Genomic DNA, 21,018 nt, shown 5'->3' on the forward strand with positions numbered 1-21,018 from the left:
TAGTTGGCGCTTTTCAGTTTACGCTTCGGCGGTTTCGTCTTCGTAGACAAACTCCAACTCATCACCACTTAGACGCACATCAACGTGCCCGCCCGCATTGAGCTTGCCAAACAAGATCTCGTTGGCCAGCGGCTTACGTAATTGCTCTCGGATTACCCGCGCCATTGGACGAGCCCCCATTGCCCTATCGTAACCCTTCTCGCATAGCCATTGTCTTGCCGCGTCTTCGACCTCCATCGACACGCCGTTCGAGTCCAGCTGTGCTTGTAGCTCAACGATAAACTTATCCACCACCTGCTCGATAATGGTCTGGTCAAGGTGATTGACCCAGATGATATTATCCAGACGGTTACGGAACTCTGGTGCGAAGATCCGGTTGATCTCGTCCATCGCATCAAAGCTCAGGTCCTGCTCTTTAAAGCCAATCGAGCTACGCTGTGTTTCCTTCACGCCCGCATTACTGGTCATCACCAGGATGACGTTGCGGAAATCAGCTTGACGGCCATTATTGTCGGTCAGGGTGCCGTGGTCCATCACCTGCAACAGCAGGTTAAACACGTCTTCATGCGCCTTCTCGATCTCATCGAGCAATACCACACAATGAGGATGCTTAAGTACCGCATCGGTGAGCAGGCCACCTTGGTCATAACCCACATAGCCCGGAGGTGCGCCAATCAAGCGGCTGACCGCATGACGCTCCATGTACTCAGACATATCAAACGTATCAGCTCAACGCCCATTGCTTTGGCTAGCTGCTGGGTTACCTCAGTTTTACCTACCCCGGTTGGGCCTGCAAACAAGAACGAGCCGACCGGCTTGTTCTCAACACCCAAGCCAGAGCGGTTCAGGCGGATCGCATCAACCAGTACATCGATAGCGGGATCTTGTCCGAACACCACCATCTTGAGGGTTTCATTAAGGCCACGAAGTACTTCCCGGTCAGAGGACGAAACCTTAGCCTCAGGGATGCGCGCGATCTTGGCAACAATTGCTTCGATATCGGCAACACCAATCGTTTTCTTGCGCTTGCTGGTTGGTAACATGCGCATGCTGGCGCCAGCTTCATCGATCACGTCGATAGCTTTGTCAGGCAGGTGGCGCTCATTAATGTACTTAGCCGACAGCTCAGCAGCACTGCGCATCGCCTGCTTGGTATAACGAACATCGTGGTGCGCTTCGTAGCGGCTCTTGAGGCCAAGCAAGATCTTGGTGGTGTCATCGACAGTTGGCTCTACGATGTCCACTTTCTGGAAGCGGCGAGCCAACGCACGGTCTTTCTCGAAGATCTGGTTGTACTCTTGGTAGGTAGTCGAACCGATGCAGCGCAGCAGGCCGTTACTTAGTAGTGGCTTGATCAGGTTAGCGGCATCAAGTTGCCCACCCGAAGCAGCCCCCGCGCCGATAATGGTGTGGATCTCATCGATAAACAGGATGGCGTTTTCGGCGCTTTCCAGCTGTTTTAGCAAGGCTTTAAAGCGTTTTTCAAAGTCCCCGCGGTACTTGGTACCGGCAAGCAACGAGCCAATATCCAGTGAGTAGATGGTCGCATCTTTAATCACTTCAGGGACATCATCATGGACGATGCGATAGGCCAGGCCTTCTGCGATGGCGGTCTTACCCACCCCGGCTTCGCCGACTAACAATGGGTTGTTCTTGCGGCGGCGGCAAAGTACCTGTATGGTGCGGCCCAACTCTTTGTCACGGCCAATAAGCGGGTCGATTTTGCCCTTAAGCACCAACTGGTTGAGATTGGTGGCAAAGTTCTCTAGCTGCTTAGTATCTTCGGGAGAGGCTTCGGCTTCAGGCGCAGGGGAGTCTTCTTTCTCCGACTCATCCTTACGAATACCGTGGGAGATAAAGTTCACCACATCCAAGCGGCTAATATCTGCTTTCTTGAGGAAGTATACGGCTTGGCTTTCTTGTTCAGAGAAGATAGCCACCAGAACATTGGCACCGCTAACTTCGCTATTCCCAGACGACTGCACATGGAATACCGCACGTTGCAATACGCGCTGGAAGCCAAGCGTTGGCTGGGTTTCTCGTTCGGATTCACCTTCAGGGATAACAGGCGTGGTTTGTTGGATGAAACTACTCAGCTCTTCGCTGAGCTGTTTAAGATTGGCGCCGCAAGCAAGTAATGCTTCTTTGGCAGACGAGTTTTCAAGTAGAGCGAGGAGTAAGTGCTCGACTGTCATAAATTCGTGTTGCTGCTGGCGCGCCTCCTTGAATGCAATGTTTAAGGTGTTTTCCAACTCTTTGTTCAGCATAAATAGCCCCCTAAAACGCTCTGTTTACTTCCTGTTATGCCGGCTCCATCGTGCACATTAACGGGTGCTCGTTCTCTCTGGCATAACTATTCACTTGCGCGGCCTTGGTCTCTGCAATATCAGCGGTAAAAATGCCACAAATACCCTTACCGCTGTAATGAATGGTTAACATTACCTGCGTAGCTTTGTCTAACTCCATGTTAAAAAATTGCTGCAATACCTCGACAACAAAATCCATCGGTGTGTAATCGTCGTTGTTCAGCACAACCTTGAACAACTTTGGCGGCTCAACCTTGACTTTAGCGGTGCGGGTTAACTCTTCAACATCGAGCCAATCGGACAACATGCTCATAGAAAAATATAGTAGAAAATGACTTTAACACTTCCAAAATACCGCCTTTAGTACCCCATGGCTAGGATTAGTTTGAGCGAGCCTCACAAATTTCCCTCTACCACTTGACTGTGAGAATTATTTTACTAAATTGTTAACTGCTAACACCTCAGGGATGAAACTTGGTCGGTGTGTAAGTTAAATACAGATAGGGATATGTCGTATGCCAACCGGAACAGTGAAGTGGTTTAACAATGCAAAGGGATTTGGTTTTATTTGTCCAGATAATGGCGGAGAAGATATTTTCGCCCACTACTCGACAATTCAAATGGAAGGTTATCGCACGCTAAAAGCAGGCCAACCGGTCCAGTTCGAGATGCAACAAGGTCCCAAAGGCAGTCACGCCGTCAGTATCGTGTTCGACGATCAACAGAAATAGTGGCAAATCACACAGTAAAAAAGCAGGCCTGAGCCTGCTTTTTTTGTATCTGCCCCAAGGGCTTATCGCTCAACGCTAAGTATTGAGCGATTCCAGAACAATTACATGTTGCTGATAATGTCGCCAGCGAACTCTGAACAGCTACGCAAAGTGGCACCATCCATCAAACGTTCAAAGTCATAGGTCACGGTCTTCGCTTCGATAGCGCCTTCCATGCCTTTTTCAATCAACTGAGCCGCTTCAGTCCAACCCATGTGTACTAGCATCATTTGAGCTGACAGGATGACCGAGCCTGGGTTCACCTTATCTTGGCCAGCGTACTTAGGCGCAGTACCGTGTGTGGCTTCAAACAGCGCTACACCATCGCCTATGTTGGCGCCCGGTGCGATACCAATACCGCCTACTTGAGCTGCCAGCGCATCTGATACGTAGTCACCGTTTAGGTTCAAGGTGGCGATGACGTCGTACTCAGCTGGGCGCAACAGGATTTGCTGCAAGAACGCATCGGCAATCGAGTCTTTGATGATGATCTCTTTGCCGGTGTTGGGGTTAGTCAGCTTGCACCATGGGCCGCCGTCCAGCAGCTCGGCACCGAACTCTTGTTGAGCCAGCTCGTAGCCCCAGTCTTTGAATGAACCTTCGGTGAACTTCATGATGTTGCCTTTGTGCACCAAGGTCACTGAATCACGGTCGTTGGCAATCGCATACTCAATAGCGGCACGTACCAAGCGTTCGGTACCGGCTTTCGAAACGGGCTTCACGCCAATACCACACTCTTGTGGGAAGCGGATTTTGTTCACGCCCATCTCACTTTGCAGGAAGTCGATCACTTTATCAGCTTCTGGGGTACCGGCTTGCCACTCGATACCGGCGTAGATGTCTTCAGAATTCTCACGGAAGATCACCATGTCAGTCAGCTCTGGCTGCTTCAGTGGGCTTGGTACACCATTGAAGTAGCGAACTGGGCGCAGGCAGGTGTAAAGATCAAGCTCTTGACGCAGCGCAACGTTTAGCGAGCGAATACCACCGCCAACTGGGGTAGTCAGTGGGCCTTTAATGGATACACAGTAGTCTTTTACGGCTTGCAGCGTCTCTTCTGGCAGCCAAGTGTCTTCGCCATATACTTGGGTCGATTTCTCACCCGCATAGATCTCCATCCAGTGGATCTTACGCTCAGCGCCATAGGCTTTTTCTACTGCGGCATCGACCACTTCAAGCATGGCTGGTGACACATCAGCACCGATGCCATCGCCTTCGATGTAAGGGATGATTGGGTTGTTTGGCACGACCAACTTGCCTTGGTCATTGACGGTGATCTTAGCGCCACCATTGGGAACAACAAGTTTGCTTTCCACAGCGTTCTCCTACGTCCTGTTATTGTTCAAATGCGCAACGATAATAAACCATTTAATAAAGTATTAACATGCTTTTAGACTGGGCAGACCAATTGCAGACTCAAGCATCAATAGTCGAGCTAGGCGCTTGAATAAACGTCCATCTTCATCGCTTCTATGCTGGCCTGGGCAAGTAGATTTGCTATCATAGCGCGATGAAAAACACCTTATCACCTAAGCCTCGTCCCGCCCGAGGACGCCGCCCTCAACGCTCTAGCAAGCCACGCGTTTCTCCCGCTGAGCGCAAAGTTATTTTGTTTAATAAACCTTTTGATGTGTTGTGCCAGTTTACCGATCAAGAAGGCCGCCGCACCCTTAAAGATTTCATCGACATACCGAATGTCTATGCCGCCGGGCGCCTGGATCGCGACAGCGAAGGCTTACTGCTGTTAACTAACGACGGTCAGCTACAACATCGCATGGCGAACCCCAAGAAAAAGACCAGCAAAGAGTACTGGGTTCAGGTCGATGGCGCCCCCAACGACAGTGACCTAGATAAGCTTCGCAAGGGCGTTGAGCTTAAAGACGGCCCCACCCTTCCGGCCAAGGTCGACATCATTCCCGAGCCTACGCTATGGCCACGCAATCCACCGGTGCGTTTTCGGGCGAACATTCCTACCACTTGGCTGAAGATCGTAATTAGTGAGGGCCGTAACCGACAGGTACGACGGATGACCGCCGCCATCGGTTTTCCCACCCTGCGACTAGTGCGCTATCGCATCGGCAGCTACACCTTAGACGGTATCGAAACAGGGAAATATCAGGCGTTACATCCAGCCAAGCTGTAAGGTGGAATTTCCCTTGCTCAGGCGCTGTTTAAGCGCAATTCTTTCTGTTAGAATGCCGCGAAATTTCAACCTAGGTATCCAATGAACGCCAACAGCACCAAAAAAGTCATCGTCGGTATGTCCGGCGGCGTAGACTCTTCAGTATCTGCATATCTACTCCTTCAACAGGGCTATCAAGTTGAAGGTCTATTCATGAAAAACTGGGAAGAAGACGACAATGACGAGTACTGTGCTGCGGCGGAAGATTTGGCCGATGCGCAAGCCGTCTGTGACAAACTCGGGATCCACCTGCATACCATCAACTTTGCAGCAGAGTACTGGGACAACGTCTTTGAGCACTTCTTAGAAGAGTACAAAGCGGGTCGCACCCCGAACCCAGACATCATGTGCAACAAGGAAATCAAGTTCAAAGCCTTCCTTGAGTTTGCCGCTGAAGAGCTGCAAGCCGACTACATCGCTACCGGTCACTACGTGCAACGCCGCGAAGTCAACGGTCGCTGGGAGATGCTACGCGGTCTGGATAACAACAAAGACCAAAGCTACTTCCTCTACACCTTGGCAGAAAAGCACGTTGCGCAAACCCTGTTCCCGGTTGGCGGAATCGAAAAGCCAGAAGTGCGTCGCATCGCCGAAGAGCAAGGCTTAGTGACCGCCGACAAAAAAGACTCTACCGGTATTTGCTTCATTGGCGAGCGCAAGTTCACCGATTTCTTGGGCAAGTACCTGCCAGCGCAACCTGGCAACATTGAAGACACCGACGGCAACGTGATGGGCCAACATCAGGGCTTGATGTACCACACCTTAGGTCAACGTAAAGGCTTGGGTATCGGCGGCACCAAAAGCGGTGACGGTGAAGCCTGGTATGTGGTCGACAAAGACGTTGAGCGCAACGTACTCATCGTAGGCCAAGGCCACGACCACCCTCGCCTTAAGTCGCAATCGCTGATTGCCGCCCAGCTTCACTGGGTAAGCCGCGAGCCGATCACTGAAGAGCTACGCTGTAGCGTGAAGATCCGCTACCGCCAAACCGATGTTGCCTGCACCATTCAGCCCATCGATGACGACACCATCAAGGTCATCTTCGACGAGCCTCAGATTGCGGTCACCCCGGGCCAATCGGCGGTATTCTATCTCGATGACGTCTGCCTTGGTGGCGGTATTATCGAAGAGAAACACGGGATCACTGAATGAGCTCAGGCGGCCAGCAAAAACCGCTAGAAGAGCGGGTTATCGCTTTCGCAGCCTTATGTCAGGCTGCGAAACTGGTTCAGGATGTAGCACGTACCAGCCGCTGCGATGAAGAGTCGATGCGCGCTAGCTTAAACAGCATCGCCGTGACCGACGCTGAACAGACCATCGATATCTTTGGTTCTGTCGATAGCCTCAAACTGGGCCTGTCTTCAATTAACGCGCAACTCGGCGGCGGCAAACACCCCCGCAGCCCAGAGCTAACGCGCTATGTGGTCAGCATCTTAGCGCTAGAGCGCAAGCTGGCTAAACGCCCCGATATCATGTCGATTCTTGGCGAGCGCATTGGTCGCCTTGAACGTCAACTGCAGCATTTCGATCTGCTCGATGAGCAAGTGCTGGCCAGTATCGCCACTATCTACAGCGACGTAATCAGCCCGCTGGGGCCACGAATTCAAGTTGCCGGAAACGTCTCGTTTCTGCAGCAACCCATCGTCCAACATAAAGTACGGGCACTCCTGCTAGCAGGTATTCGTGCCGCCGTGCTATGGCGACAGCTTGGTGGTCAACGTCGTCAATTGGTCTTTTCCCGGATCAAGTATGTGAACCAAGCAAACGACTTTCTCAATCGTGTAAGTTAAACATTATCAGGAGAACAACATGGAACTGTCTGCGCTGACAGCCATTTCACCTATCGACGGTCGCTACGGCGATAAAACCGCTGAACTTCGTAGTATCTTTAGTGAATTTGGCCTTATTAAGTACCGTGTAACCGTTGAAGTACGTTGGTTACAAAAACTGGCTAAACACCCACAAATCGCTGAAGTTCCAGCCCTTTCTGACGCCGCTAACGCCTTCCTAGACAACATCGTTGCCCAATTCTCCGAAGCTGACGCAGCCCGCGTTAAAGAGATCGAGCGCACCACTAACCACGATGTGAAAGCCGTTGAATACTTCCTGAAAGAGAAAGTAGCTGAGCAAACTGAGCTAGACGCGGTAAGCGAGTTCATCCACTTTGCTTGTACTTCAGAAGACATCAACAATCTGTCGCACGCATTGATGCTAAGCGAAGCGCGTGAAAACGTGATTCTGCCTTACCTGAACAAGCTGGTTGATGCCATTGCTGGCCTGGCGCAAGAGTATCGTACGACTCCGCTGCTTTCGCGTACTCACGGTCAGCCTGCGTCACCTTCTACCATGGGTAAAGAGATGGCCAACGTGGTTGCACGTCTGCGTCGTCAAGTTAAGCAAATCGAAGCGGTTGAAATGCTGGGTAAGATCAATGGCGCAGTAGGTAACTACAACGCTCACGTATCTGCCTACCCTGAAGTTGACTGGCACCAGTTCTCAGAAGAGTTCGTTACTTCACTGAACGTTACCTGGAACCCATACACCACTCAAATCGAGCCACACGATTACATCGCAGAGCTGTTTGATGCGATTGCTCGCTTTAACACCATCTTGCTCGACTTCGATCGCGACATCTGGGGTTACATCTGCCTGGGCCACTTCAAGCAAAAAACCATTGCTGGCGAGATTGGCTCTTCCACCATGCCGCACAAAGTTAACCCAATCGACTTCGAAAACTCTGAAGGTAACTTGGGCATTGCTAACGCAGTATTCGGCCACTTGGCAGCCAAGCTTCCAGTTTCTCGCTGGCAGCGCGATCTGACCGACTCTACCGTTCTGCGTAACCTGGGTGTGGCTGTGGGTTACTCACTGATTGCCTACCAAGCGACCTTGAAAGGCATCAGCAAGCTTCAAGTAAACGAAGACAACCTATTGGCCGATCTGGATGGCAACTGGGAAGTATTGGCAGAGCCAGTGCAAACCGTTATGCGCCGTTACGGTATCGAGAAGCCTTACGAGAAGCTCAAAGAGCTAACCCGTGGTAAGCGTGTAGACGCAGAAGCCATGCGCAACTTTATCGACTCCCTTGAGCTGCCTGAGTCAGCCAAGGATGAGCTTAAAGCGATGACGCCTGCAAACTACATCGGTAAAGCCGTAGAGCTGGTCGACAAGCTGTAGATTCTGCATACTAGTAAGGGCACGCATTGCGTGCCCTTTTTTATATCTATCAGTAATCTGTAAGGACACAGCGGTACGTTGGCAAGCCATTGGGATATGTTCGGCCTGACCGAGCAAGCGAGTGCCGAGGCACTCAAAAAACGCTACAAACAGCTCAGTAGACAGTGCCACCCCGACAAGGGCGGCAGCGATGCCTTAATGGCGTTAATTAACCATAGCTACGAGCAGATCCAGCAGGGAAAAGGCCAGGAGATCGCCTTTTCACCCCTTGTTTCCACCCAAGGGGCCCCCACCCACCTTGATGCAGCCAAGCTGCAAAAAGTGCAACGCCTGCTTGAACACGTACGCCAATCCAACAGCAAGTTTAAACGCCAGATCCGTGGTGTTAAGTTGCTTGCGCTGAGCGCTGCAGCAGCAGGGCTGCTGCTGCTGTTGTTCGTCGTTTTGCAACACAACGCCCAGCAAGAGGCCAATAAGCTCCATGAAACTAAGATCGCCCAGTTAAAGCTGCGACTGGCTGAAGGCCAAGACACCATTACCCACCTGTTCGACAAAGCGGATCTTCAGCGCGATCAGCATGAAGTCCTTAGCGCACAGTTGTGGCAGTCTCGCCAACGCAGCCGCTTACTACAAGCGCAGCTGGCGGAAGTCTATAGCGAGTTGGAGCAAAACCAGGACATCATTCGCTCTGTCATCCTTCGCTCTCAACACGATGCCTTAAGCGGTGAACATCAACGCTACCTAAGCGCCCAAGCCATCGAGCCAAAGCCCGATCCCGTCGCGCCGGAACCGCCGGTCATGCTACTCACGCCCACTGAGCCTGTGCCAACACAAGCAACAGCGGTTGAAGATGACCAGTCAGCGACAGTGAGTAAACCGCCAGAATCATCACAGCTCTCGGCAACTCAACAAGAGGCTAGCCAACAAATAGTGCCCGACACTCCTCCAGCCCCTGTGCCGGAAGAAACACAAAAGGATATCGCGACACCTTCGAATGAGCAGCAATCGACAGCCGACTCTGCAGGCAGCGAACAGTGATCGAACAGCGCTATACTCACATACACTATTAAGAGTGATTCACTGCCAACCAGATAGGCGCGTACATGCAGCTACCTTTGTTCCCACTGTCCATGCTGTTACTGCCCGGGGGACTCTCTAAGCTTCGGATATTTGAGCCACGCTATCAGCGGCTGGTCAGCTTGGCGACCTCCTCAGGGCAAGGCTTTATCCTTACGCCAGCCACCGAAGATTACGAGTTAGGCGTACGCTGCTATATCAATGACTTTGAACAGCTCGAAGACGGACTACTCGGCATTGATATCTGCGCAGAGCAACGGGTAAACATCAACAACGTCTACCGCGACGATGATGGGCTCAACTTCGCTGAGTGCGAAATCGCCCCCGACTGGCAGTGGCAACAACAAACTGCCTCCGAACAGCTATCCCGTCAGCTCGAAAACCTGCTGGCACAACATCCTTGTTACGCCGATCACCCAGAAGCCAGGCACTTAGATTCACCCGGTTGGTGTATCTGCCGCTGGCTCGAGTTGCTCCCTTTTAGCAACGAAGCACGCGCTCACATCCTCTCTGAAGACAACCCGGTCGTGCTGGAGCACCTTGCAGAACAATTGGCTGCTGCGATCACACAAGCTTGACACCCTCAATACCACATCACCCTTCCATATAGATTATGTAAACTATTGATTGTAGTTAACTTTTATAAATTTAATGATGGCCTTATGGCGCTGAATGCTTATTATAGAGGGATGTCGCTGAAAAGGATTTTGGTTAGAAGCTTAGGATGTTGATACGTACCAGTGCGTCGTTCAACAACTAAAATTGTTAGGGCTTGCTAGTTAGGAGTCAGCAAGGACCCGCAAAGGTGAATAATGAGATATAAAGCCAAGGCGAATGCGCCAATTAATCACGCCTTACCGCTAGTGCAACACGCAACATCAGATGAAGGAACCCTTTGGAATATCGAGCAAGAGAAAGATCTTCTCTGTGTTGAGTTCACTTCCAACTTAAGCATTGATCGTCTTCAGCAAGGTTTCGAGAACGCCGCCAAACTATTAGGTCTACGCGACCCCGTTCGCCTGTTCAAGATCCGCTAGATCAACGCTCACACATTCCAATTGCAAAAAGTAACCGCTTCGGCGGTTATTTTTTTGCCTGCGTTTTATCAGACTGACAACGCTTAATACCAATCTAGATAAGTTAATGGTCAGATATTGCGCAGGGAAAATCATTGAGGACGAGGAGGCGCTTGCCGTAACTAGTGGACTAATTACAAAAGCGCTGACGCTGTCATCAATGATTTTAACCAGCAAGAATGATCAGTTACTTATGTAGATTGGTATAACCTACTTACTTATCGTCTGAAAACTGTGACATGCAATAGACATAAAAAAACCCGTTGCAAGCAACGGGTTTTCTAATATGGCGGTGAAGGAGGGATTCGAACCCTCGATAGGGCTACAAACCCTATACTCCCTTAGCAGGGGAGCGCCTTCAGCCACTCGGCCACCTCACCGGCGCTAACTCAACTCTGCTCATTGCAGACTCAAGTTGCTAAACATGGCGGTGACGGAGAGATTCGAACTCTCGATACGTTGCCGTATACACACTTTCCAGGCGTGCTCCTTCAGCCACTCGGACACGTCACCAATTTGTTTCAAAAGCACGTTCATGCCTCATCAACGAGGCGCTAGATTACGGATTCTCACTTACTCGGTCAACCACTTTTTCTATAAAACTCAACCGACTGCCGAGCTTTTCACCAAGTAGATGATTATTTAGCAAAAAGGCCCCAAATGGGGCCTTGGCTCGCGCGATAAGCGCTTAGATTCGATAGCCGTTGGCTTGACGCAAGTAGGCGGCTGCGCCCTGCAGACCTGGCTGTGACTCAGTGATAACAAACACTGGCACCTTGTTCACAAAGGCCTTAAAGCGACCTTTGTCTTCGAAGCGTTTGATAAAGTCGCTAGCTTTAAAGAAGTCCATAAAGCGACCGATAATGCCACCAGCGATATAGATACCGCCAAACGTAGACAGGTTCAGCGCAAGGTTGCCACCAAAGCTACCCAGTACGCGACAGAACACTTCCATCGTCTCGCGACACAGCTCGCAACTTCCGTCTAAACCGCGCTCGGTGATATCAGCAGGTACAAAGTTCTCAGGGGTTTTCTGGTAAAAATCCGCCAAACCTTGGTAGATGTTCACCAAGCCCGGACCTGACATCAGACGCTCAGCAGAAACATGGCCCAAGCGGTTTTGCAGGAACTTCAGAATGTGCATCTCTTTGTCGTCGCTCGGTGCGAACTCAACGTGACCGCCCTCACCCGGCAAACAGATAAACTCGCCTTGGTGTTTCACCAAGTGCGCCACGCCCAAACCAGTACCTGGTCCGTAAACCGCGATAGGCGCATCTGGGTTAACTTCACCACCCTTTACTTGAACCTTTTGGTCTTCGCCCAGTGTTGGGATAGACATGGCAATGCCAGTAAAGTCGTTGATTAAGTGAAGGTTATCTAGCTCTAGATCCGCTTTTACCTGCTTTTGTGAGAACGCCCAGCTGTGATTGGTCATCTCAATCCAATCTTTGTCCGTTGGGCATGCAATAGCGATACACGCTTGGGTAACTTGGGTTTCTTGAGAAGAAAGATAGGTTCGAATAACGTCAGTGATGGTTGGATAGCCGGCGCATAAGAACTTCTGAATGTTATCGATGTTGCCATCAGACAGATTGACCAACGCAAGACGAATATTTGTACCACCAACATCGGCGACCAAGCCGTACTCAGACATGAGATTTTCCTTCTATATTTAGATGCAATTAAGCTGGTTTCTCTGCCTCTCGCAGGCAGGAAGTCCATTATCGTTGTAAGTAAATTCTATCGCTTTTGTTTGTAAGTTTCGTTAGAAAACTACCAATTCCTGATACTCTGTTTCAATAATTAGAGCTGGCTCATACAATCGAGAAAGTCACTAGTCTATGATTAGAGGGCAATCGACTAGAGGAGCGGGTTTTTCAGCGCGTCAGCCGCCACCTTGAAAAATAATTACATTTGACGCGTGTTTAAGGATGACCGCGCTAAAATTACGAAAATTATGAATACATTAGAAAAAATCACGAAAAACCTCGACACCTTTAGTAAGTCGGAGCGTAAGGTTGCAGAAGTAATCATCGCGTCCCCTCAAACCGCTATCCACTCTAGCATCGCTGCATTAGCCAAATTGGCGGATGTGAGCGAGCCAACGGTTAACCGCTTCTGCCGTCGTCTGGATACGAAAGGTTTCCCCGACTTTAAACTACATTTGGCACAAAGCCTCGCAAATGGCACGCCTTATGTGAATCGCCATGTTGATGAGGATGATGGCCCAGAGGCCTATACCTCAAAGATCTTTGAATCCTCCATGGCCTGTCTGGAAGCGGCTAAAAACAGCCTCGATCCACATGCGGTCAATCGTGCGGTAGATATCCTCACCCAAGCAAAGAAGATCTCCTTCTTTGGCCTCGGAGCGAGCGCATCCGTCGCCCAAGATGCGCTTAACAAATTCTTCCGTTTCAACGTTCCCGTCAGCAGCTTCAATGACGTGGTAATGATGCGCATGAGCTGCATCGTGTCCACCGAAGACGACGTTATCGTGTTGATTTCCCACACAGGCCGCACCAAGGCGATGGTCGATATCGCCAATTTGGCGCGCCAAAATGACTCAACCGTAATTGGTATCACCAAAAAAGAATCGCCACTGGCTGCCGAGTGTAGCCTGGTCCTGTCGATGGACGTGCCAGAAGACACTGATGTTTACATGCCAATGGCCTCGCGCATTGCTCAGATGTCACTAATTGACGTGTTGGCAACTGGCTTTACCCTGCGTCGCGGCGAGAAGTTCCGTGAAAACCTGCGTAAAGTAAAACAGAGCTTAAAAGACTCTCGTATCGAAAAGTAACACCTCCAGCGTGTTCATCTAGCCGGCCTTTGATTATTCGGGGCTGGCGACTTCCCCGCCCAGGTAACGCGTTTTAAGCATTTCGATGTAACCTTCTCGTTGTAGCTCTACAATCTTCCGATTCAAGCTCTCCAACAACGCTTCGTCTACATCCAGTGATGCGGCCAGATAGAGTTGATTGCTGGCAACTGCATCCCCCACCAATAGTGGCTCTATTTGCTGGTCTCGCTTCCAATACCATAAGGTCTCGTCGGTACCATTAAACCAGGCATCGATTCGCCCCAGCGCCAGCATCGACGGCCCTTTACCGGGTAGGATCTCGACTAACTGCTGCTCTGAGAAGCCATTCGCCAATAGCAAATGGTATTGGGCGGTGCCAAAACCTACGCCGATGCTCCTTAGCTCTGCGCGCGCTTGCTTATAGCTATCCACCCGACTGCGTAACGAGGCAAAACTTCTCTCCAAGTCCATCACGGGTGCAACCCAAGTAAAACGCTGCTCACGCTCCGGTATTCGGGCGAGGGGAAGAATGAATGCATCGCGGCCCATACTTACTTCACGCTGGGCTCGCTTCCAAGGGATGAACTCGACGCGAGCGCTTATATCAAGGCGACGAAACGCTTCAAGTACTGCATCAAGCACGATGCCTCGCCCATAATCCGTTTCGGGATGTTGCATGCTCAACGGGGGCGCTTCGACGCTGTATATCTTATAGTGCTCCTGCGCGAAAATTGGCGTACTAAACACCAATGTTGCAATCACTAACACAACAACACGCACTCACCCTCCAGTTTCTAACCAACATCATATGCCTGTATCTAATTTAGCTAGCGCACACAGTATGTACAAACCGGACTGAAGAAACTACGAACTAACTCATTAATAGCAATGACGAGCGCGCATAAAAAAGCCCGGTATGTAAACCGGGCTTTTATCTATTGCAGCCACGTGGGCTGCATCGGAGTTACGCTACATCGGACTGCACCGACGCAATCGCCTGATCAGCATCTAGCATACCCGGCTCGAAGTGGTCCACCTGAATGGCTTTATAGCGAAGTTTATCGGCCGCTAGCAGTTGGGCGACTTCGTCCTCTGTCAGCAACTCATGGGCCAGCGCCTGCTCAGCGATCTCTTCCAAGGCCACCTTACGTGGCAGTAGCCCCGCTTTTTGCCCCTTGGCAATCTTGCGCTCCAGTGGTTGCACCTTGTACATGGCCTGGAAGGCATCTTCAATCAGCGAAACCGGATCCTCTTTGCCGCCGGTAAGCACACATAAGTGGCTCAAGCGCTCGCGCATCGCGCCCGGTGTCATCATGGTCTCGCAAATGCGGTGAGAAACACCATCATCCACCAGCTTGTAAGGGTTACCCCACGGGAACACTACTCGCTTAAGAACGGCCGCAACCGCGCCGCTTGGGAAGTTCTGGAAGTAGCCCTCCAAAGCCTGACCAATCTGATACAGGTTGTTCTCAACCGCCCACTGAACGAAGGGCAACTCTTCGGCCATACGCCCCTGATCTTCGTAGTGCTTCAAAGTGGCGGTTGCCAAATAAAGGTGACTAAGCACATCGCCAAGGCGCGCCGAAATACGTTCCTTACGCTTCAAGTCGCCGCCCATCACCAGCATCGACACATCCGCACACAAGGCTAGGGCTTTGCTCATTCGACCAAGCTGCTGATAGTACTTGGCAGTGGGGCCAGAGACTGGCGCTTTGGCCCAACGCGCAGCTGTAAGCCCCTGCCCTAGCGCACCAAAGAAGTTGCTCGCGCCAAAGCCGATATGCTTCACCAGCAGCTTGTCGAACTGATCCAAGCCTGCTTGCTCGTCCGGATTGGCCGCTGCTTGCAGCTCTTTGAGTACATAAGGATGGCAGCGTGTCGCGCCCTGACCGAAGATCATCAGGTTACGGGTAAGGATATTCGCGCCTTCTACAGTGATGGCAACCGGGATAGCCGCATAGGCGTGACCCAGATAGTTCATCTCGCCGAGCTGAATCGCGCGGCCAGCGTGGATGTCCATCGCATCATTGAGAACGGTGCGCGCCATCTCGGTCATATGGTATTTCGCGATGGCGGTAACAATCGCCGGGCTCTGTTTTAGATCCAACGCACCCGCGGTCATTCTGCGTGCGGCTTCAAGCTGGTAGGTCAAACCGCCAATGCGAGACAGCGCCTCTTCAACCCCTTCAAAGCGACCAATCGACAGGCCAAACTGCTTACGCACGTAGGCATAAGCACTGGTGCTGCGCGAGCACAAATGGCCCACTGCAGTGCCCAAGGCAGGCAGAGAAATACCACGGCCGGCAGACAAGCACTCCACCAGCATACGCCAACCCTTACCGGCGTACTCTTTACCGCCGATGATCCAATCCAGCGGAATGAACACGTCTTCACCGAAGGTAGGTCCATTCATAAAGGCCAAGCCAAGTGGGAAGTGACGATCGCCGGTACGAACCCCCGGATGATCGGTGGGGATCAACGCACAGGTAATGCCCAAGTCTTGCTCATCACCCAGCAAACCTTCTGGGTCGTAGAGCTTGAAGGCCAGACCAAGCACGGTTGCCACAGGCGCTAAGGTGATATAACGCTTGTTCCAGTTGAGGCGAATACCGACCACCTCTTCACCGTTGAATTCTCCCTTGCAGATAATGCCTTTATCAGGAATCGCACCTGCATCGGAGCCAGCTTCTGGCCCGGTGAGCGCGAAACAAGGTACATGAGTGCCATCGGCCAGGCCCGGCAACCACTGTTGTTTTTGCTCCTCGGTACCGTAGTGCATCAGCAGCTCCCCCGGACCGAGCGAGTTGGGCACCATCACGGTCACCGCCGCTGACAAGCTGCGGGTCGCAATCGTGCTCACGATGGTGGAGTTAGCAAAGGCCGAAAACTCTCGCCCGCCATAGCTTTTCGGGATGATCAGCGCGAAGAAACCTTCTTGCTTGAGGTAATCCCAAACCCGGTTTTGGCAGGTCGCGCTGGTTTTGCACGATGTCGAAGTCGTCGAGCATGCCCATCAAGGTGGCGACCTGGTTGTCGAGAAACGCTTGCTCCTCTTCGCTGAGGCGCGCTTGCGGGTAATCATGCAGGGTATTCCAGTTTGGCTTGCCGCCGAACAGTTCGCCGTCCCACCATACTGAGCCTGCCTCCATCGCTTCTTGCTCGGTCTGCGAGAGCGGTGGCAGGATCTTCTTGAACACCTTAAACACATGTCGGGTGAAGAATCGTTTACGCGTTTCCGCGATACATAGCACAACGACCAAAGCCGTCAGCAACATTAATAGTAGGGTCATGGTTGGTTCCTCATTCCGTCGTGTTTTTTATTGTTGTTGTATTGGTGCACCAACGCCGGCCGCCAGATAAGGGATCACCTTTCTGATCAGCGTCTCAACGTTGACTTGTTCATTAAAATCGGCATTTGCGATGTCGCGAAGAGCAGCGCTCGAGGCCATGGTGAATACCACCGTACCCAAGGTAAAGTGCAGTCGCCAAAACATCTCGGCTTCCGTCAGCTGTGGGTACGCACGCCTTACCGCGGCCTGAAAGCGATCCAGCACTTCACCGAAATGATGGGTGATAAACTTACGCAGGTGGCCTTGGCTGTCGGTATAGCCACGACCGAGTAACAGCAGAAACAGCGACGTGCCGTGTTTTCGCTGCTCATTCATCGAGAGTAAGGGTTCGACAAAGGCGTTGAAGATATCGTCCAGACTGGGCGCTTGCTCGCTATCAAGGTGGGCTTGCATGGCGCGATCAAGCTGGGGCATGAAGGCTTCCAAGTAGCGCATCAGCACCGCTTGAATCAGTTCTTTCTTAGAGCCAAAGTGGTAGTTCACCGATGCCAAGTTAACCTCGGCATGGGAGGTAATCAGTCGCAAAGAGGTGTCGCTGAAGCCACGTTCAGCAAACAGCCGCTCTGCAGAATCCATAATCTTGTGTTTTGTTCCCTGTCTCACAGCACGCTCACAATTTTCAAACAACTGTTTAAAAATTACGTTTAAGTCCTGTGGAAGTCAATCGCGTTGCGTGAGGCAGATCACTATATCGAGCTTTGGCGCTCATTCCGTAAAAATAAACTTAAATTAAATGCAACTAACTGGAAAAGCGCCGGTCCTAATCTATGCCACTGCAATTAAACACTATTTGTGATACCCGGTTATCTTAGCCGGGTTTTTTTTATCCTCATTTTCTCCACGCCTACTTTACCCCTGCATTGGCAGGTGCCGAAGCAGGGCCGTCACAGCTTGGGCCAAGCGCTCATCATCCATATCTAGGTACTCTCGCCCATGCTGATCTTGGGCGGTATTTGCTAGCCCCTGCAAGCTGGAGCTAAACAACACCCGGCCACTATCTGGCGCCACCACGCTAAACATCAAGGTTGCCAAGCGCCCATCAACATTGGCCGCCTGCTCATTGAGCCCGGGGCTGATATCAAACAAGGCAATCAACTGGCTATCGCTGAGCTGCTGCGACGTAACTACCGTATAGACCATCCAGTACTGGCACGTCGTGTCGCTATCGACGACCTGCAACTGCATGCCTTGCAATTGATTAAGAATAACCGGCTCCACTTGCTCGAGCGCGGCCAGGTTGGCGAGCCGGGGATCGCGCAGACTCTCCCCTATTAAAGGGTGCACACACAGTGCATCACCATTGGCCAGCTCAAACCCCGGCGCCGCCGATACCACCATTGCACTGCGCTTCTCGGCAGGCGCTGGTAATTCTTCCACTTGGCTACATCCGATGTTGGCAATGGCCAGACCTACTAGCACTAACAAGCTGAAGCTACGCATTTTTTTTACCTTACTAACTGATCGCCTTTTTACTATCTTCAGCTATTTTTTAGATTCAGTGAAATTTTTTTATTCGTTCTGCGGTTTATCTAGCTGACAACGCCATACGGGTGTTGACCTACTAGCAAACACAAAGGGAAATACTATGAAAAGTAAACATCTAATGATCGCAACAGCTGTTACCGGTGCACTGGCTCTGGGTACTTTGGCAACCACCCCTGTCGCAGAAGCGGCTGGCAAAGAGAAATGTTACGGCGTTTCTAAAGCGGGTCAAAACGACTGTGCAACCAAAACCAGCTCTTGCGCTGGCACCGCGAAAGAAGACGGCCAGAAAGATGCCTTCGTGGTAGTTCCTAAGGGCCTGTGTGAAAAACTGATTGGCGGCAGCACCCAATCTAGCTAACGGGCAAGATTATCCGGGAGCAGCCCTCGCCGCTGCTCCCGATTCCCCCACCAGTTAGGTTTACCTTACGGGAGTAACTATGCAGCACCTACAGTTTGGTTTAGGGATCCGCAGTCAGATTGCCAACTCGCTTACCCAACAAAAGCACCCTGCTATCGATTTTGTTGAAGCCCACACCGAAAACTACTTTAATCCCCACTCACTAAGCAGCCACCAGCTATCTCAGGCTGCACAGCACTATCCGGTCACACTGCACGGGGTTGGACTATCTTTAGGCTCAGCGCAAGGCTTGGATAAGCAACACTTACTCAAGGTGAAACAGTGCGTTGAACGCTATCAACCTGCGCTCGTCAGTGAACACCTAAGTTGGAGCCAAATTGACGGCCAACACTTTAACGATCTTCTGCCTGTACCCTATACCGAGGAGAGCTTTAAGGTCTTTGCCGACAACATCAAGCAATTTCAAGACACCCTGCAACGCCAGATACTTATCGAAAACCCCTCGGCCTATCTGCAGTATGCCGACAGTAAAATCGCTGAAGCCGATTTTCTCAATCAGCTCAGCGCCGAAACCGGCTGCGGCTTGCTGCTTGATATCAATAACGTGTTTGTCAGCGCATTCAACCAAAACAGCGAGGGCGTCATTGATGCGGGCAAACGCTATCTGGAGCAAATCGACAGCCATCGAGTAAAGCAGCTGCATATGGCCGGCCATACCGAGAAGCAGATCGGTGATGCTTGCATATTGATCGATACCCACAACCAACTGGTTCGTGATGAGGTATGGGAGTTGTATCGCCACTACCTTAGCCTTAGTCAAGCGCCGATGATGGTGTTATTGGAGTGGGACAGCGACTTCCCAGAGTTTGAGGTACTTGAGCAGCAACTATCGCTGCTGCGCACTCATGCCGATAGCGCAAAGGACGCACGGGAGCTAAGCCATGCTTGAGCAACTACAGCGCGATTTCTCCGCCTATCTGCGCAGGCAGGACGAGCAAGTCTTTGAGCAGCTGGCACCCACCAGCGTTAGTGCCCAACAAGCAATGCAGATCTACCGCAACAACTATGTGGCGAGCCTCAGTGAAGCGTTGCAAGCCAGCTACCCCACGGTACTGCAGTTAGTTGGTGAAGAGAGCTTCGATAGCATCGCCCGTGCTTACTTGGCCAAGTTTGGTCATAACAGCGGTGACCTTAACCGTTTTGGCGAGCACTTTGCGGAGTTCACGGCATCGCTACCAGAGCTACGCTCACTCGACTACCTATGCGATGTCGCCCGCTTTGACTGGCTGATGGAACAGGTAAGTGCAGCGCCACTTAGCGACACACCGTTTGATGTGGCTGCCCTCAGCTCGGTCAGCGAGGCGCAGTTTATAGACTTGGTATTTAACTTGCGCTCTCAGCTTGCACTATTTACCAGCGCCCACCCTATCGTCACCATCCATCAGATGGTGAGCGAACAACAGGTTGAGGCGATTGAATTGAACACCTCGGAGTACGCTGCGCTTATCAAGCAGCCTGATTTTAGTGTGCGGGTATTGCCCTTATCGGCAAGCGAGCACCGGTTCCTGCAACATTGTGAGCGCCAACGGCCATTGGCCGAGCTCGATGAAGAGTGTCTTGAGCAGCTCCAAGCACTGCTTGGTATGGCCCTCCAGCAACAGTTACTCAGCGGCTTTAACGCCGCTGCTAAAGCCTAAATAAGGAAAAACAATGACTTTAGTGACCCACTATCAACGCTTAGTGTCAGCAATGCAGGCGGCACTGATCCCATTACTGCTCACGGTTTGCCGCTTATGGGTGGCGTGGGTATTCTTCCGCTCAGGCTGGCTCAAATACAACAGCTGGGACTCCACCCTGTTCTTGTTCGAACTGGAATATCAGGTGCCGCTGCTTCCCTGGCAACTGGCTGCATATTTGGGCACCGCGACCGAACTGATTGTTCCGCTGTTCCTATTACTGGGTCTGGCGACGCGTCCGGCAGCCTTTGTGCTGTTCTTCTTTAACATTATTGCGGTGGTGTCTTACCCAGCCCTTTGGCCCGGCGGTTTTTACGACCACCAGCTGTGGGGCCTTATGATTCTGATCACCTTGATTTGGGGAGCCGGACCGTTGTCGGCCGATCATGTGCTTAGCAAACGACAGCAAGCAAGCCAAAACTGAGGCAAATATAGCGATCAAAAAAGGCGGCTCACGGGCCTGTCTCTTATACACAAATCCCCGAACATCGTTCGGGGATTTTTTTTGAACTCAATCCTCACCTTGTGATCAGATCATTTAGATTTCTCAATGAGATGGTTACGATGGACAGTTCAAACCCAATGGAGTGGGCACAAGCGCAGTTTAGTCAGGCAGAGCTCAATGACCCCAGACGTACTCAAAGGCTTATATCGCTAGCTGCTTCACTTGCCAGCCAACCCGGAGTCGCTGTGTCTAAACT

Annotated in this window: 22 protein-coding genes, 2 tRNA genes and 1 pseudogene; 14 read left to right on the forward strand and 11 right to left on the reverse strand. The window is 51.5% G+C overall.

Features of this window, described 5'->3' with window-relative positions; all coding sequences use genetic code 11:
- Positions 1 to 18: 18 nt before the first annotated feature.
- Genes G462_RS25140 through clpS form a run of 3 tightly spaced genes read right to left on the reverse strand, consistent with a single transcriptional unit; the run spans position 19 to position 2,613 of the window.
- Positions 19 to 714, reverse strand: a complete 696-nt coding sequence (locus G462_RS25140) for an AAA family ATPase (RefSeq protein ID WP_425393735.1) — start codon at positions 712 to 714, stop codon at positions 19 to 21.
- Positions 675 to 2,267 carry a Clp protease N-terminal domain-containing protein gene (locus G462_RS23115; protein WP_425393736.1) on the reverse strand — a complete coding sequence of 531 codons (1,593 nt, stop codon included), beginning with the start codon at positions 2,265 to 2,267 and terminating at the stop codon, positions 675 to 677. The genes G462_RS25140 and G462_RS23115 overlap by 40 nt, the downstream gene beginning before the upstream one ends.
- A 34-nt stretch (positions 2,268 to 2,301) precedes the next feature.
- Complete coding sequence (gene clpS / locus G462_RS0116575; protein ID WP_425393737.1) at positions 2,302 to 2,613, reverse strand: ATP-dependent Clp protease adapter ClpS; 312 nt, start codon at positions 2,611 to 2,613, stop codon at positions 2,302 to 2,304.
- 208 nt (positions 2,614 to 2,821) lie between these two features.
- Between clpS and cspD the strand changes: the two genes are divergently transcribed.
- Positions 2,822 to 3,037, forward strand: coding sequence for a cold shock domain-containing protein CspD (gene cspD / locus G462_RS0116580; RefSeq protein ID WP_026959990.1), 216 nt, complete (start codon positions 2,822 to 2,824; stop codon positions 3,035 to 3,037).
- Between the two features lie 101 nt (positions 3,038 to 3,138).
- On the opposite strand, the gene icd is transcribed toward cspD, so the two are convergent.
- Entirely contained in the window at positions 3,139 to 4,392 is a 1,254-nt protein-coding gene (gene icd, locus G462_RS0116585) for an NADP-dependent isocitrate dehydrogenase (protein WP_026959991.1), read from the reverse strand.
- Between the two features lie 194 nt (positions 4,393 to 4,586).
- Between icd and G462_RS23120 the strand changes: the two genes are divergently transcribed.
- From G462_RS23120 to G462_RS0116620, 7 genes are all read left to right on the forward strand, one after another.
- On the forward strand, positions 4,587 to 5,219 hold the full coding sequence (locus tag G462_RS23120; protein WP_035478092.1) for a pseudouridine synthase: 633 nt from the start codon (positions 4,587 to 4,589) through the stop codon (positions 5,217 to 5,219).
- An 81-nt stretch (positions 5,220 to 5,300) separates the two neighbouring features.
- Positions 5,301 to 6,410, forward strand: coding sequence for a tRNA 2-thiouridine(34) synthase MnmA (gene mnmA / locus G462_RS0116595; RefSeq protein WP_026959992.1), 1,110 nt, complete (start codon positions 5,301 to 5,303; stop codon positions 6,408 to 6,410).
- Positions 6,407 to 7,048, forward strand: coding sequence for a high frequency lysogenization protein HflD (gene hflD, locus G462_RS0116600; protein WP_035478095.1), 642 nt, complete (start codon positions 6,407 to 6,409; stop codon positions 7,046 to 7,048). Before mnmA ends, hflD begins: the two co-directional genes overlap by 4 nt.
- Before the next feature lie 19 nt (positions 7,049 to 7,067).
- Positions 7,068 to 8,435: an adenylosuccinate lyase gene (gene purB, locus G462_RS0116605; RefSeq protein ID WP_026959994.1), complete on the forward strand. Its 1,368-nt coding sequence runs from the start codon at positions 7,068 to 7,070 to the stop codon at positions 8,433 to 8,435.
- A 78-nt stretch (positions 8,436 to 8,513) separates the two neighbouring features.
- On the forward strand, positions 8,514 to 9,473 hold the full coding sequence (locus G462_RS0116610) for a J domain-containing protein (protein ID WP_157378655.1): 960 nt from the start codon (positions 8,514 to 8,516) through the stop codon (positions 9,471 to 9,473).
- A 65-nt stretch (positions 9,474 to 9,538) separates the two neighbouring features.
- The gene (locus tag G462_RS23125) at positions 9,539 to 10,090 is read left to right on the forward strand and encodes an LON peptidase substrate-binding domain-containing protein (RefSeq protein ID WP_051326810.1); all 552 of its coding nucleotides are present in this window, start codon (positions 9,539 to 9,541) and stop codon (positions 10,088 to 10,090) included.
- A 234-nt stretch (positions 10,091 to 10,324) separates the two neighbouring features.
- Entirely contained in the window at positions 10,325 to 10,549 is a 225-nt protein-coding gene (locus G462_RS0116620; protein ID WP_026959996.1) for a hypothetical protein, read from the forward strand.
- A gap of 326 nt (positions 10,550 to 10,875) precedes the next feature.
- On the opposite strand, the gene G462_RS0116625 is transcribed toward G462_RS0116620, so the two are convergent.
- The 3 genes from G462_RS0116625 to G462_RS0116635 form a co-directional block, all read right to left on the reverse strand.
- Positions 10,876 to 10,968, reverse strand: a tRNA-Ser gene (locus G462_RS0116625).
- 45 nt (positions 10,969 to 11,013) lie between these two features.
- A tRNA-Ser gene (locus G462_RS0116630) sits at positions 11,014 to 11,101 on the reverse strand.
- A gap of 175 nt (positions 11,102 to 11,276) precedes the next feature.
- Positions 11,277 to 12,242, reverse strand: a complete 966-nt coding sequence (locus G462_RS0116635; RefSeq protein ID WP_026959997.1) for a glucokinase — start codon at positions 12,240 to 12,242, stop codon at positions 11,277 to 11,279.
- A 303-nt stretch (positions 12,243 to 12,545) separates the two neighbouring features.
- On the opposite strand from G462_RS0116635, the gene G462_RS0116640 reads away from it, so the two are divergent.
- The gene (locus G462_RS0116640; RefSeq protein ID WP_026959998.1) at positions 12,546 to 13,388 is read left to right on the forward strand and encodes a MurR/RpiR family transcriptional regulator; all 843 of its coding nucleotides are present in this window, start codon (positions 12,546 to 12,548) and stop codon (positions 13,386 to 13,388) included.
- 33 nt (positions 13,389 to 13,421) lie between these two features.
- Here G462_RS0116640 and G462_RS0116645 read toward each other — a convergent pair whose 3' ends face one another.
- The 4 genes and pseudogenes from G462_RS0116645 to G462_RS0116660 all read right to left on the reverse strand — a co-directional run bounded on the left by G462_RS0116645 (position 13,422) and on the right by G462_RS0116660 (position 18,178).
- A complete protein-coding gene (locus G462_RS0116645; RefSeq protein ID WP_051326811.1) occupies positions 13,422 to 14,168 on the reverse strand; it encodes a substrate-binding periplasmic protein in 747 nt (248 codons plus the stop codon).
- A 184-nt stretch (positions 14,169 to 14,352) separates the two neighbouring features.
- A pseudogene (locus G462_RS23130) lies at positions 14,353 to 16,678 on the reverse strand (acyl-CoA dehydrogenase).
- Positions 16,679 to 16,705: 27 nt separating this feature from the next.
- Complete coding sequence (gene psrA / locus G462_RS0116655) at positions 16,706 to 17,341, reverse strand: TetR family transcriptional repressor PsrA (protein WP_026960000.1); 636 nt, start codon at positions 17,339 to 17,341, stop codon at positions 16,706 to 16,708.
- A 246-nt stretch (positions 17,342 to 17,587) separates the two neighbouring features.
- On the reverse strand, positions 17,588 to 18,178 hold the full coding sequence (locus G462_RS0116660) for a hypothetical protein (protein WP_026960001.1): 591 nt from the start codon (positions 18,176 to 18,178) through the stop codon (positions 17,588 to 17,590).
- 145 nt (positions 18,179 to 18,323) lie between these two features.
- Between G462_RS0116660 and G462_RS0116665 the strand changes: the two genes are divergently transcribed.
- From G462_RS0116665 to G462_RS24350, 5 genes are all read left to right on the forward strand, one after another.
- On the forward strand, positions 18,324 to 18,581 hold the full coding sequence (locus tag G462_RS0116665; RefSeq protein ID WP_026960002.1) for a BufA1 family periplasmic bufferin-type metallophore: 258 nt from the start codon (positions 18,324 to 18,326) through the stop codon (positions 18,579 to 18,581).
- 79 nt (positions 18,582 to 18,660) lie between these two features.
- Positions 18,661 to 19,530 (forward strand): MNIO family bufferin maturase, encoded by an 870-nt coding sequence (gene bufB / locus G462_RS0116670; protein ID WP_026960003.1) that lies wholly within the window; start codon positions 18,661 to 18,663, stop codon positions 19,528 to 19,530.
- Positions 19,523 to 20,278 carry an HvfC/BufC N-terminal domain-containing protein gene (locus G462_RS0116675; protein ID WP_026960004.1) on the forward strand — a complete coding sequence of 252 codons (756 nt, stop codon included), beginning with the start codon at positions 19,523 to 19,525 and terminating at the stop codon, positions 20,276 to 20,278. Before bufB ends, G462_RS0116675 begins: the two co-directional genes overlap by 8 nt.
- 13 nt (positions 20,279 to 20,291) lie before the next feature.
- Entirely contained in the window at positions 20,292 to 20,741 is a 450-nt protein-coding gene (locus G462_RS0116680; protein ID WP_026960005.1) for a DoxX family protein, read from the forward strand.
- A gap of 140 nt (positions 20,742 to 20,881) precedes the next feature.
- Positions 20,882 to 21,018 (forward strand): IS4/Tn5 family transposase DNA-binding protein (locus tag G462_RS24350; protein WP_211234234.1); only part of this gene is annotated, 137 nt, incomplete at its 3' end.

It is taken from the genome of Aliagarivorans taiwanensis DSM 22990 (genome assembly GCF_000429505.1).
GTDB classification, from domain to species: Bacteria; Pseudomonadota; Gammaproteobacteria; order Enterobacterales; family Celerinatantimonadaceae; genus Aliagarivorans; species Aliagarivorans taiwanensis.

Coding starts and splice junctions, on each gene's coding strand:
- G462_RS25140 (WP_425393735.1), bottom strand. CDS start 714: ATGTCTGAGTACATGGAGCGTCATGCGGTCAGCCGCTTGATTGGCGCA.
- G462_RS23115 (WP_425393736.1), bottom strand. CDS start 2,267: ATGCTGAACAAAGAGTTGGAAAACACCTTAAACATTGCATTCAAGGAG.
- clpS (WP_425393737.1), bottom strand. CDS start 2,613: ATGTTGTCCGATTGGCTCGATGTTGAAGAGTTAACCCGCACCGCTAAA.
- cspD (WP_026959990.1), top strand. CDS start 2,822: ATGCCAACCGGAACAGTGAAGTGGTTTAACAATGCAAAGGGATTTGGT.
- G462_RS23120 (WP_035478092.1), top strand. CDS start 4,587: ATGAAAAACACCTTATCACCTAAGCCTCGTCCCGCCCGAGGACGCCGC.
- mnmA (WP_026959992.1), top strand. CDS start 5,301: ATGAACGCCAACAGCACCAAAAAAGTCATCGTCGGTATGTCCGGCGGC.
- hflD (WP_035478095.1), top strand. CDS start 6,407: ATGAGCTCAGGCGGCCAGCAAAAACCGCTAGAAGAGCGGGTTATCGCT.
- purB (WP_026959994.1), top strand. CDS start 7,068: ATGGAACTGTCTGCGCTGACAGCCATTTCACCTATCGACGGTCGCTAC.
- G462_RS23125 (WP_051326810.1), top strand. CDS start 9,539: ATGCAGCTACCTTTGTTCCCACTGTCCATGCTGTTACTGCCCGGGGGA.
- G462_RS0116620 (WP_026959996.1), top strand. CDS start 10,325: ATGAGATATAAAGCCAAGGCGAATGCGCCAATTAATCACGCCTTACCG.
- G462_RS0116635 (WP_026959997.1), bottom strand. CDS start 12,242: ATGTCTGAGTACGGCTTGGTCGCCGATGTTGGTGGTACAAATATTCGT.
- G462_RS0116640 (WP_026959998.1), top strand. CDS start 12,546: ATGAATACATTAGAAAAAATCACGAAAAACCTCGACACCTTTAGTAAG.
- G462_RS0116660 (WP_026960001.1), bottom strand. CDS start 18,178: ATGCGTAGCTTCAGCTTGTTAGTGCTAGTAGGTCTGGCCATTGCCAAC.
- G462_RS0116665 (WP_026960002.1), top strand. CDS start 18,324: ATGAAAAGTAAACATCTAATGATCGCAACAGCTGTTACCGGTGCACTG.
- bufB (WP_026960003.1), top strand. CDS start 18,661: ATGCAGCACCTACAGTTTGGTTTAGGGATCCGCAGTCAGATTGCCAAC.
- G462_RS0116675 (WP_026960004.1), top strand. CDS start 19,523: ATGCTTGAGCAACTACAGCGCGATTTCTCCGCCTATCTGCGCAGGCAG.
- G462_RS0116680 (WP_026960005.1), top strand. CDS start 20,292: ATGACTTTAGTGACCCACTATCAACGCTTAGTGTCAGCAATGCAGGCG.